Source organism: Collinsella sp. HCP28S3_B9, assembly GCF_052066095.1.
Lineage (GTDB): Bacteria > Actinomycetota > Coriobacteriia > Coriobacteriales > Coriobacteriaceae > Collinsella.
The window spans coordinates 1-12,874 of sequence record NZ_JBQHST010000042.1; the positions used below are offsets into that span (position 1 = coordinate 1).

The 12,874-nt window shown below is 62.2% G+C and carries 7 protein-coding genes; 3 read left to right on the forward strand and 4 right to left on the reverse strand.

Features of this window, described 5'->3' with window-relative positions; all coding sequences use genetic code 11:
- Positions 1-70: 70 nt before the first annotated feature.
- Positions 71-2,848, reverse strand: coding sequence for an FAD-dependent oxidoreductase (locus ACTNBB_RS08660; RefSeq protein WP_441057835.1), 2,778 nt, complete (start codon positions 2,846-2,848; stop codon positions 71-73).
- A gap of 189 nt (positions 2,849-3,037) precedes the next feature.
- Between ACTNBB_RS08660 and ACTNBB_RS08665 the strand changes: the two genes are divergently transcribed.
- The 3 genes from ACTNBB_RS08665 (at position 3,038) to ACTNBB_RS08675 (ending at position 6,490) form a co-directional block, all read left to right on the forward strand.
- Positions 3,038-3,700, forward strand: a complete 663-nt coding sequence (locus ACTNBB_RS08665) for a TetR/AcrR family transcriptional regulator (protein ID WP_427719312.1) — start codon at positions 3,038-3,040, stop codon at positions 3,698-3,700.
- A gap of 62 nt (positions 3,701-3,762) precedes the next feature.
- Complete coding sequence (locus tag ACTNBB_RS08670; RefSeq protein WP_441054594.1) at positions 3,763-4,770, forward strand: DUF5692 family protein; 1,008 nt, start codon at positions 3,763-3,765, stop codon at positions 4,768-4,770.
- A gap of 232 nt (positions 4,771-5,002) precedes the next feature.
- Positions 5,003-6,490, forward strand: a complete 1,488-nt coding sequence (locus tag ACTNBB_RS08675; protein ID WP_441057838.1) for a hypothetical protein — start codon at positions 5,003-5,005, stop codon at positions 6,488-6,490.
- Positions 6,491-6,622: 132 nt separating this feature from the next.
- Here the strand turns inward: ACTNBB_RS08675 and ACTNBB_RS08680 are convergent, their stop codons facing one another.
- From ACTNBB_RS08680 to ACTNBB_RS08690, 3 genes are all read right to left on the reverse strand, one after another.
- Positions 6,623-6,817, reverse strand: coding sequence for a hypothetical protein (locus ACTNBB_RS08680; protein ID WP_441057841.1), 195 nt, complete (start codon positions 6,815-6,817; stop codon positions 6,623-6,625).
- A gap of 133 nt (positions 6,818-6,950) precedes the next feature.
- A complete protein-coding gene (gene clpB / locus ACTNBB_RS08685) occupies positions 6,951-9,578 on the reverse strand; it encodes an ATP-dependent chaperone ClpB (protein WP_441057844.1) in 2,628 nt (875 codons plus the stop codon).
- Between the two features lie 621 nt (positions 9,579-10,199).
- Positions 10,200-12,500: a hydratase gene (locus ACTNBB_RS08690; protein WP_441057848.1), complete on the reverse strand. Its 2,301-nt coding sequence runs from the start codon at positions 12,498-12,500 to the stop codon at positions 10,200-10,202.
- Between the last annotated feature and the right edge of the window lie 374 nt (positions 12,501-12,874).

The following is a 12,874-nucleotide window of genomic DNA, read 5'->3' on the forward strand; positions in this document are numbered from 1 at the left end:
CAAGATGGGTGACCAGGGCCCCCCCGCCCTGGAGGCCAGCCCCCCTTTCTATCTCCGCCCCCCCACTTCATTACTTCTTCCCGAATTTGATCTTGATGGCACGCTTGAGCGCGTACTTGCCCAAGCTGGGGAGCTTTTGCTCGTATTTAACCATCGTGGAGCACTCGGGGCGGTCGCGATCCAGGTGGATGGCATCGAACGCGCACTTGGTAGTGCACAGACCGCAGCCGATACACTTGTTGGGGTCGACGATCGAGGCACCGCAACCCAGGCAGCGGGCGGTCTCGGCGCGCACCTGCTCCTCGGTAAAGGTCTCGACGTACTCGCTAAAGGGCGCGGCCTTCTCGCGCTCGCGGTCCACGTGGGCAACCTCGCGGCTCGCGTTGTCATAGCTCTCGATCACGACATCGTCGCGATCGAGCGCGATGTAGCGGCGCTGGTTGCGGCCGATGGTGAGCGTGGAGCCCGGTTGCACAAAGCGGTGGATGGACACGGCGGCCTCGTGACCGGCAGCGATGGCGTTGATGGCAAAGCTCGGACCGGTGTAGACGTCGCCGCCCACAAAGATGTCGGGCTCGGCGGTCTGGTAGGTCTGAGGATCGGCAAGGGCACCCTGGCCACGGCCAAGCTCCACCTTGGAGCCAGCCAGCAGGTCGCCCCACACGATGGACTGACCGATCGACATGACCACGCGGTCGGCGTCGACACGACGCAGGTCGTTCTCGTCGTACTCGGGCGCAAAACGGCCCTCGTCGTCAAAGACACGCGTGCAGCGCTTGAAGGTGATACCGCACACACGACCGGCCTCGTCCAGATGGACCTCCTTGGGGCCCCAGCCGCAGCTGATGTGGGCGCCGTCCTCAACGGCCTCGCGACGCTCCTCCTCGCTGGCGGGCATCTGGGCCTCGCTCTCCAGGCAGAATATCTCAACGTGCTCGGAACCCAGACGGCAGGCGTTGCGCGCGACGTCGATAGCCACGTTGCCGCCGCCCACCACGATGGTGCGGCCGGACAGCGCGTCGATCTTGCCACTGTTGACCTTGCGCAAAAAGTCGACGGCCACGGTCACGTCCTCGGCATCCTCGCCCGGAATACCGGCGAGGCGGCCGCCCTGGCAGCCAATGGCAACATAAAAGGCCTTAAAGCCCTGCTCGCGCAGCTCGTCGAGCGTCACATCGCGACCGACCTCCACGCCATAGCGGAACTCGGCGCCCATCAGGCGAATGACCTCGACCTCGGCCTCGATAACATCCTTCTGCAGCTTAAAGCTGGGAATGCCATAGGTGAGCATGCCGCCCGGGCGCTCATTCTTCTCGAACACGACGGGCTTGTAGCCCTTCTCGGCCAGGTAGAAAGCGCAGGACAGGCCGGCCGGACCGGCACCGATGATGGCGATCTTCTGGTCGAAGCCGCCGGCGCGCGTCGGGGTCACCACAGGTGGGACATAGCGGGTCGCGGCATCCAGATCGCGCTGGGCGATAAACTTCTTGACCTCGTCGATGGCCACGGCCTCGTCCACGCGACCGCGGGTGCAGGCATCCTCGCAGCGGCGATTGCACACACGGCCGCAGATAGCGGGCAGCGGGTTCTCGCGCTTGATGAGCGCTAGCGCCTCGTCATAGCGGCCCTGCGCCGCGAGCTTCAGATAACCCTGAACGGCAATGTGCGCGGGGCAGGCCGTCTTGCAGGGCGCGGTGCCGGAATCGTGTGTCTCGATGCGGTTGTCGTTGCGGTAGTTGGGCGACCACTTGGTGTGGTCCCACTTGGTGGCATCGGGCAGCTCCTGACGCGGATACTCGGGCACCTGTCCGCCGGCCTTTTTGCTGCAGAGCTTCTGGCCGAGCTTGACGGCACCGGCCGGGCACACCTCAACGCAGCGACCGCAGGCTACGCACTTGTCCTTCTCGACCTTGGCGACATAGGCCGAGCGCGACAGGTTGGGCGTGTTGAACAGCTGCGAGGTGCGCAGGGCGTAGCACACGTTGACGTTGCAGTTGCAGATGGCGAAGATCTTGTTCTCGCCGTCGATATTGGTGATCTGGTGCACAAAGCCGTTGTCCTCGGCCTGGCGCAAGATGTCATAGACCTCCTCACGCGTCACATAATGACCGCGGTCGGTCTCAACCACATAGTCGGCCATATCGCCCACGGCAATGCACCAGTCGGCGGGGTCGTCGGCGCAGCCCTCGCCCATCACACGACGGCTCGCGCGGCAGCTGCAGGTGCTGGCGGCATATTTGCCCTCGTATTTGTCGAGCCAATGCTCGATATGCTCGATCGGCACCGAGGTGCTCGAAGCATCGATAGCCTTCTCGACCGGAATGACGTGCATGCCGATGCCGGCGCCTCCGGGCGGCACCATCGGCGTGGCTTTGGACAGCGGCCCCTTGGACGCCTGCTCAAAGAACTTGGCATAGACCGGATGCTCCTCGAGCTGGCTCACGCGCATGTTGAGGAACTCGGCGGAACCCGGCACCAGCATGGGCAGTACCCACTGCTTGGCACGCTCGGGATTTTCCCAGTTGTACTCGAGCAGACCCGTGTAGCTCATGTCGTCGAGCATCTTCTCGATCTGGGCCTCGGGCATGCCGGTGAGCTTGACCATCTCGGGCAGCGTATAGGGACGGCGCATCTTCATCTTGCAGAGCACTTCGGCCTGCTCGTCGGTTGCGGCCTCGGCAAACGACCAGTACTCGTAGCCCAGCAGCTCGTCGCGATGCAGTAGACGGTTGGTGCAATGCTCGCACAGCTTGACAATGGCCTCGCGCGGATGCTCCGGCAGCGGCGGCACGAACTCCGAACCGATGTCGGGCTCGGTGTAGCTAATTCCCGGTCCGTTGAGAATCATGGTTGTCCCTTCTCTTGCCGCAGCCCGACGAGGCCGCAGCGCCCCTCTTTTTTGCAGGCCGGGCATGCCCCCATGCCGTTCACCCGCCATTGTTGACATTATGTCAAAAATAGTATTGACGAACCGTCAACACTATTCAAGACTATTAGGCGAACGGTCGGGCCCAAACGGATGAAAGGCGGCAAGCGCATGAGCGATAACGCAGCGAACACCCCTGTGGCCGACGCCGTCCCCACGCCCGACAGCGCGGCAAAGCGCCTGACAGGTGACGAGCGCCGTCGCGAGATTCTCGCCGCCGTGCGCGCCGTGAGCTCCGAGCTGGGCGTGTCCCATCTATCCGTCTCGGCCGTGACCAAGCGAGCCGGCTGCACGCGCTCGCTGTTCTACCACTACTTCGTCGACATGGACGCCGCCGTCACCGCCGTCATGGACGAGGCAATCGACGGTTTTATCTCCGAGCTCGAGCAGTGGAATGCCAGCCGCATCGTCGGTGATATCGAGGGCGCACTCGACACCGTCGCCCCGCTCTTTAAGCGCCTGGTTGTGAGCGGCCACGAGCTGCCGAGCACGCTCATCTCGAGCAGCGGCGCGCTCTACGGCGGCTTTCTGCACAACGTGGTCCAGCGCGTGGCGCAATACATCTGCGACACCACCGTGGTGGACTTTGTCGCCCATCATGACCTGCGCATCGACCATGTCTACGAGACGTTTTACACCCTCATCATGGGGCTGTTGATGTACATCCGCACGCACCCCGATGTGCCCGACGAGACGGTTAAGGAGATTATCGCCTCGACACTCCACATCGAGGGCTACACCGCCAAGTATTCCGAGCGCAAGCCCAGGAACTGATGACATTTGGCCAAACTGCCCGCGACGGAAGAGGGGCCGCGGGCGTATGAAAGGAGAGCAGCATGCTGTTCGATGTTTGGGGTAGCGATACCCTTATCCACTGGGCCGGCTGGGCGATGGTCTTTATCGGCTTGATCGTACTCAACGAGGTCGGCCGCCGTACCAAGCTCGGCGCGGCCATCATCTTTGGCGTGGCTCCGCTGGCCATGACCATCTACTGCATCGCCATCGCCGTCGGCGTTTCGCAGGGTGCCGAGTGGGCGCTCACCAACCCCACCCATGTATACCAGAACAGCTGGTTCCATTACGCCAAGGTATACGCGGCGCTGGCCGGCTGCTGGGGCTTCATTGCCATTAAGTACCAGTGGGGCAAGATCGGCAAGGCGCATTGGTTCCGCGCATGGCCGTTTGTGATCGTCGCCATCAACATCTTGATCGCCGTCGTGTCCGACTTTGAGAGCGCCTATCACTTCTTTGTCCTGGGCGAGTCCACCTGGGTCACCTCCGAAGGTGCTACGCAGCTGGCCGGCTGGAACAACGTGTTCAACGGCATCGCGGGCATCATCAACATCTTCTGCATGACCGGTTGGTGGAGCGTCTACGCCTCCGAGGACAAGACCGACATGCTGTGGCCCGACATGACCTGGGTCTACATCATCGCCTACGATATCTGGAACTTCTGCTACACCTACAACTGCCTGCCCACCCACTCCTGGTTCTGCGGCTTTGCGCTGCTGCTGGCGCCCACCGTCGCCGCCTTTATCTGGAACAAGGGCGGCTGGATCCAGAACCGCGCCTTTACGCTGGCCATTTGGTGCATGTTTGCCCAGGTGTTCCCCTACTTCCAGGAGGAGTCCATCTTTGTGACGCACTCCACGCTCGACCCCAGCGCCGCCACCGCGGTCTCGATCGTCGCACTGGTCGCCAACATCGCCGCGATCATCTACGTCGCCTACCGTGCCAAGAAGCTCGGCCGCAACCCCTACAAGCAGGATGTCTTTGAGGGCACCAGCGATTGGGAGAAGGCCACTGCCCGTCGCGCCAAGGTTGATTACGCGCACGCCGAGTAACGCGCCTGACGCAAACATCGCTTGAGCACGAAGCGGCATAGCCGGCTCCGCGCAACTCAACGCACTGCAGAGCCCCCGAAACGTGATTCGTTCGCGTTCCGGGGGCCTTTTGCTGCCGCGAGGATGCGGCCGAACGATACGCTCGGGTTAAATCGGATCTTATATTTCGCATGCGCTTTATATGGCTCCATTTTTGGGTACAGTGTTGAGCCGATATTGCATTGGGGGATATATGAGCGATGAGACACGTGGCCGCGAGGATGCGGCCCAGGATGCGGAAGCATGTGCCGAGGCCCTGGAGAGCCTTGACCGGATTGCGCTAGACGAGCTCTCGTTGAGCGATTTGGCCGTCGACGCGCAGGACGAGGTGCGCGAAGGCGCTGAGGACGAAGGCAGCGACGCCAAAGACGCTTCTGACGAGGCCGAAGCCGAAGAGGACGATAGCAAGGACGACGTCCAGTCGGAATCCGCCTCGGGAGAAGAGACCGCCCTGCTTGGCAGCTTGCCTGCCGATGACTCGCTCACCCGCGAGCTTCCTGGCCTGGGTTCTGCGCCGGCCGTCGACGAGACCATCGCCATGGGCGATATTCCCCTGCCGTCCGTTCCCTCGGCACGCGAAGCCGAGGCTCGCCATCACAAGATGTCGCCCAAGCGACGCAATTTGATGGTTGCCGGCGTCGTTGCCGCCGCGCTCGTTGCCGGCGGCGCGGGCTATGCCGCTTGGAACGGATACCAACAAGAACAGGCCGCCATCGCTGCCGTCAACGCCCACACCATGATGTCGGTGCAGATTGGCGTACATGCCGCAGGGCTCGACTGCTCCACCGGCTCCAAGATTCCCGTGCAGGTGAGCGGGCAAGACTCTGACGGCTCCTCCGTGAGCGAGACGCTCTATGTTGATGAGCACGGTCGCGGTATTAAGCTGCTGCCTGGCGACTATACGCTCTCCATCGCTGGGTCCCCCATCGCAGCTGACGGTACCATTTACGCCGTGCCAACCACCAAGGCGCAGGTTAGCGTAAAGAGCGACGGGCAGGACCTGAGCGCTCAGGCATCCTTTAAGCTTAAGGTACCTTCGGCAGACACGGTGACCGACGACCAGATCGATGCCGCGGCCAAGTACGCCGAGGAGGGCGGCGCGAGCTCTGCCGCGGTCGCAAAGGTGCTCCAGCAGGCGGCAACCGCGCGCCGTGACGCCGCCGTCAATGCCATGAGTTCCCGCGAGGCGCAGGCGGCCCGCGACGCCGATGCCCGGCATAAGGCAACGAACCTGTATCAGCTCGATATTCCCGTTGAGTGGTACGGCAAAGTCGCGACTTGGCAAAACGGCAATACACTGTGCATCTATCTTGCCAGCGACAGCAATACGCCGATCGCGACGCTTGTCGCAGTGCGCGACGGCGAGAGCTTTACGCCCGATAAGGGTGATACGGTTTTAGGTGCGGCAAGCCTTGGCAACGGCTACACGGTCTACGCCAGCGGCCCCGTATATCCGTATGTGGTGCCCCAGACCATCAACGGGCGCACGCAAGACCCCGTGTCGACCTACCCCATGGACACGGCCATTGAGCTTGTCGAGCTTACAACCGGCAACCGCTATACCTATAGCCAGATCAAGAACGTACTGGTCGGTAAAGACGGCAAGGCAGACGCCGCGACCAAACTCGAGACCGACTACCTCGCCCAGATTCTGATGCCAAGCATCAAGGCCCAAGACTAGCCGGCCGCAGCGAGGGTAGCTAATTTGGGACGGGGCTTTTTTAGCTGCCCCGACCGTTAATCGACTAAACCGGCACATTACCAGCCGGGGCAGCTAAAAAAGCCCCGTCCCAAATTAGCTACCCTGCAGGAGTTAGCGCCACGGATCGGCTTCGAACATCGGCTCGCGCTCGGGGCGGCGATCGCTGTAGGGATCGTAGCCGTCGTCGTCCTCGTTCTTGGCACGGATGTAGGGGTCACGCGGCTTGGGTGCCGGCTTGGGCGAAGGCTTGGGTGCGGCGGGCGCTGACTCAGGCGCCGGTGCGTTCGTCTCGTTCTCGTCTTTCATCTGCATAGCTCCTTGCCATGTACTCATGTTCAACACCATCGATTGTCGCACGAAAAAGGGCGGCGGACCCAATTGGATCCGCCGCCCTTGGCGTTTGGCTCAAAAGGTAGATTTTAAGGCATGGCCCAACAATCTACTCGGCGTCAGGCACCTCGTAGGTGGCAGACGGCGTGTTATCGCACACGACGGTAAAGGCACCGTCCTTGTCGACGTCAACCGTCACCTGATCGCCCTCGCGCACCGTACCGTCGATGATAGCGGCGGCGATGGCGTCCACGACCTCGCGCTGCACCAGACGCTTGAGCGGACGGGCACCAAAGACCGGGTCCAGACCGCCCACGGCGAGCATCTGCTTGGCCGCCGGGGTGATGGCAAGCGTCATGCGCTCCTTGGCCAGACGTGCGCGGACGTCGGCGAGCTGAATATCGACGATCTTTTCGATCTGCGCCATGCCGAGCGGATGGAACACCACGATATCGTCGATACGGTTGAGGAACTCGGGGCGGAAAGTCTGAGCCATGGCCGCGTCAACCTGATGGCGCATCTCCTCCTCGTCCTTGCCCGAAAGATCGGCGATAGCCTTGGAGCCCACGTTGGACGTCATGATGATGATCGTGTTCTTGAAGGACACCTGACGACCCTGACCATCGGTCAGACGACCGTCGTCGAGCACCTGCAGCAGCACGTTGAAGACATCCGGGTGAGCCTTCTCCATCTCGTCGAGCAAGATCACGGAGTACGGGCGACGGCGCACGGCCTCGGTGAGCTGTCCACCCTCGTCGTAGCCCACGTATCCCGGGGGCGCACCGATCAGACGCTGAACGCTGAACTTCTCCATGTACTCGGACATGTCGATACGCACGAGCGCGCGCTCGTCATCGAACAGGCACTCGGCCAGCGCCTTGGCGAGTTCGGTCTTGCCCACACCGGTGGGGCCCAGGAAGAAGAAGCTGCCGATGGGCTTGTCCGGATCGGAGAGGCCCGCACGGCTACGGCGCACGGCCGCGGCGACGGCGGAGACGGCCTCATCCTGGCCGATGACGCGCTTATGCAGCTCGCCTTCCAAGCCCTTCAGCTTGTCGAGCTCACCCTGCATCATCTTGGAGACGGGCACACCGGTCCAGGCGCTCACGACCTCGGCGATCTCGTCGGAGGTCACCTGCTCGTTGAGGCCTTCACCGTCCTGCTGCTTTTGTGCCTCGAGCGCGGCCTCGGAATCCTGAATCTGCTGCTGCAGACCCGGAATCACGGAGTAACGCAGCTCGGACGCACGGCCCAAGTCTCCGCTGCGCGTCGCACGTTCCTCTTCGCTCTTGGCCTCATCGAGCTGGCCCTTGAGCTCCTGCACATGGTCGATGGCGTTCTTTTGGTTGAGCCAACCGGCCTTTTGCACGTTGAGCTTTTCCTGGACCTCGGCGATTTCCTGGCGCAGGGTCTCCAGACGCTCCTTGGAGGCGTCGTCGGTCTCCTTCATGAGTGCCTGCTCCTCAATCTGCAGCTGGGTGAGCTGACGCGTGGTGGCGTCGATCTCGACCGGCATGCTATCGAGCTCCATGCGCAGACGGCTTGCGGCCTCATCGACCAGGTCGATGGCCTTGTCGGGCAGGAAGCGGTCGGCGATATAACGATCGGAGAGGTCGGCGGCGGCCACGAGCGCGCTATCGGTAATGTGCACGCCGTGGAAGATCTCGTACTTCTCCTTGAGGCCACGCAGGATCGAAATGGTGTCCTCAACGGTAGGCTCGGAGACCATAACGGTCTGGAAACGACGGGCGAGCGCCGCGTCCTTCTCGATGTACTTGCGGTATTCGTCGAGCGTGGTCGCGCCGATCGCGTGCAGGTCGCCGCGGGCGAGCGCAGGCTTGAGGATGTTGCCGGCGTCCATGGAGCCCTCGGTGGCACCCGCGCCCACAATGGTGTGGAGCTCATCGATGAACAGGATGACCTTGCCTTCGGACTTCTGCACTTCCTTGAGCACGGCCTTTAAGCGGTCCTCGAACTCGCCGCGGTACTTGGCACCGGCGACCAGCGCGCTCATGTCGAGCTCGATGAGGTCGCGGTCGCGCAGCGTGCTCGGCACGTCGCCGGCCACGATACGCTGGGCGATGCCCTCGACGATGGCCGTTTTACCGACACCCGGCTCACCGATGAGCACAGGGTTGTTCTTGGTGCGACGGGACAGGACCTGGATAGTACGACGGATCTCGTCGGTACGGCCGATAACCGGATCGAGCTTGCCGGCACGGGCCAGGTCGCAGATGTTGCGGCCGTACTGCTCCAGTGCCTCAAACTGTGTCTTGTCCTCGGCGGACGTCACGCGGTCATCGCCGCGCAGCTCCTCGTAGACCTGCTCGACACGCTCCTTGGTAACGCCGGCATCGCGCAGCACGCGGCCCGCCTCACCTTTGTCCTCGGCAAGCGCCATCAGCAGATGCTCGGTCACTACAAAGCTGTCGCCCATCTTGGTGGCCTTTTTCTCGGCCTTATCGATGACACGGACGAGCTCGTTGGACAGGCCCATCTGCTGGCCCTCGCCCGAAACCTTGGGTGCGCGGTCGATGGCATCTTGCGTGGAGTGTGCAAGCTGGGCTGGGTCGGCGCCGATGCGCTCGATAATCACGGAGATATTGCGCTCGCCGGCACCGAGCAGGGCGGACAGCAGGTGAATCGGCTCCACCGCGCCGGCCTGTGCGTCGGCAGCCGTGCTCATGGCGGTCTGCAACGCCTCGCGCGACGTCATTGCTAGCTTATCGATTCTCATGGAATCACCTCTCTTGGGGCGGCCGCCCTACGGGGCGGCTTCACGTTGTCCGAGAAGTATTGTTGCCAGCTTTGTACAATCTTATACACAAATCTAAGTCTCTATATATAAGATTTTCTGAGTGATTAAGAGATAGGGAGCAGGCACGCTCACCCGCTGCGGTCTCGTCCCCTTACTATCTCAATCTGTAACATCTAGCAGCTGTTTATGGCTCCAGATGTTACAAATCAAGATGAAATGACCAGCGGCACCCGTTTGTCTCAATCTGTAACATCTACTCGGCAAATAGAGCTCTATCTGTTACAAATCGAGACGAACAGAAGACACCCGAATCGAAAATCTAAATCTGTAACACCAGGCCCACTTTTAGCGGCCAAGATGTTACATGTCGAGACAAACCGAGAACCGCCACAAAGGTGCCTGCCCCCTTTGTGGCGGTTCTCGACAAAAAAGAAGCCGCCCCATTAACAGAGGCGGCATCAAGCAAGTCTATTTATTAGCGTCCCTCAAGACCCAACGAGAACGTCGCGGTAGCCCCGGACACACCTTTCCCTCGGGCGACCCTCGCGAAGCGCGTGAGCGGGCGGGAAAGGATAAGCCCCGGGCGGACAATTAAGTGCGTTACTCGGCAGCGGCCTTGAACTTGTTGTAGTTGATCAGGCAGCCGGCCTTGACGATAGCACGCTCCTCAGCCGTCATATCGGCAATGTAGAGCTCAATCTGCTCGACCGCACCATCGGCGCGCACCACGTAGGCGGCGATGTTCTGCAGATCGCCGTCGAGCGCAGCGCGGATACCCGGCACAAAGACGTAGTCGCCCACCTCAAAGTTGGGCTCGGCCTCCATCTGGAAGGGCACCATGCCCCAGTTCATCACATTGGAGCGATAGCGCTTGGTAGCGTACTCGTGGACGATGTTGGCCAGACCGCCAATCACGCGCTGGCAGCTCGCGGCCTGCTCGCGGGCAGAACCGTCACCGGGCTTCTTGGCATAGAGCATGGAGCCGTACTCGGTCGCCTTGGCATCGGCCACGACGCCGGCGCCGGCCAGCGCCTCAAACACGCCGGCAAGCTCGGCATCGAGTGCCGCCAGATCGCCTGCCGCCTCGCCGGCAACGCGGCGCTTCTCCACGGCGTCGACCTCCTTGGAACGACCCACGTAGGCCGGATCGCGGCGGCTGAGCGTAAACTCTGCCAGGCCCAGCGGGTTGGAGCGGAAGGAGCTCGTCTCGCCCGAGGGAATGAGCTCGTCGGTCGTGGTGACCGGGTCCATGATCTTGGAGCACACCTTGAGCAGGATATCGTCGCCGAGAGGCTCCATCGCGGGCCACGGCTTGATGTTGGGGCCTTCGACCAGCTCGTCGGCAGGCTCGGCCTTGCCAAAGCCCCAGTACACGCGCTTTTTGTACGGCGCGTCATCAAAGGTGTACTCGCAGGCCTCGTCCCAAGTCTCCTCGGGCAGGTCGGTCGCCGGCGTCAGGACGCCGCCGTTGGCAGCTGTCGCCGCAATGGAGCGAGCGTCCATTAGGGCCACGGCGCTCAGCTGACCATTGCCCGGCTTGGAACCCTCGCGGTTGGGGAAGTTGCGCGTGGTGTGGCGGATGGACAGACCGTTGTTGGCAGGCGTGTCGCCGGCGCCAAAGCACGGACCGCAGAACGCCGTGCGCACGATCGCGCCGGCCTCCATAAGGTCGTAGATATAGCCACGGCGCGTAAGTTCGAGTGCCACGGGCTGGCTCGTGGGATAGACCGACAGCGAGAACTCGCCGCAGCCGGTGTTGGCGCCCTTGAGCACGCGGGCAGCCTGGACCACGGAGTCGTAGTTGCCGCCCGAGCAGCCGGCGATAACGCCCTGTTGCACGTGCAGCTTGCCGTCGACGATCTTGTCGATCAGGCTAAAGTGCGTCTTGCCCTCGCCGATCTTAGCGGCCTCGAGCTCCACCTCATGCAGGATGTCCTCGAGGTTCTCGTTGAGCTCCTCGATCTCAAAGCCGTTGGAAGGATGGAATGGCAGCGCGATCATGGGCTTGATGCTCGACAGATCGACCTCGACGCAACCGTCGTAGTAGGCGACATCGGCGGGCTTGAGCTCGCGGTAGTCGTCGCCGCGACCGTGCATGGCCAAAAACGCGTGCGTGTCCTCGTCGGTGGCCCAGATGCTCGACAGGCAGGTGGTCTCGGTGGTCATGACGTCGACGCCGTTGCGGTAATCGGTCGTCATGCTCGCGATGCCGGGGCCCACAAACTCCATGACCTTGTTCTTGACATAGCCCTTGGCAAAGACGGCACGGATGATGGCGAGCGCCACGTCGTGCGGGCCGACGCCGGGACGCGGGGCGCCCGTGAGGTAGATAGCGACGACGCCGGGATAGGCAACGTCGTAGGTGTCGCGCAGCAGCTGCTTTGCCAGCTCGCCGCCGCCCTCGCCCACGGCCATGGTGCCCAGGGCGCCATAGCGGGTGTGCGAGTCGGAGCCCAGGATCATCTTGCCGCAACCGGCGAAGTTCTCGCGCATAAAGGAGTGGATGACGGCGATGTGCGGCGGGACGAAGATGCCGCCGTACTTCTTAGCCGCGGAAAGGCCAAAGACGTGGTCGTCCTCGTTGATGGTGCCGCCCACGGCGCACAGCGAGTTATGGCAGTTGGTGAGCACGTAGGGCAGCGGGAACTGCTCCATGCCCGAGGCGCGCGCCGTCTGGATGATGCCGACGAAGGTGATGTCGTGGCTCGCCATGGCATCGAAGCGAATCTTGAGCGCCTCGGGGTCGCCGGACGTATTGTGTGCCTGGAGGATCGAATACGCGATGGTGCCGCGCTTGGCATCCTCGGGCGTCTGCGTAATACCGCGCTCGGCAGCCTCGGCCGCAGGCACAACCTCGCTGCCGCCGCGCAGGTAGATGCCGTCCTCGTACAGCTTGACCATACTGTCTCCCACTCTGCCCAAAAAATTTGGGCGCATAGCATGCATTCGTTCAATATCGTGCCATAGAACGGTTGCGAATGGGTTACGAATCTGCACGTTCACTTTATCTCGGTAAAGTACAGGACGAGCCCGATGTGGGTCAGCAGATTTGGTGCAAGAGTGTCCCTTTCGACTAGTCATTTAAGAACGTCCCCAATGACTACTCTGGCAACGGCAGCGAGCGGGCCGCATTCGGAGCAAGACAACGCCGCAAGTAGAGGACGGACAGACACTATGACCCAATCCGAGGGCACTAAAAAGATAGGAGCCCCCGCTCGTGACCGCGGGTCGGGGCTGCGACAATGATGTTGAAGTGCCATAGGCGCAGCCGCGCC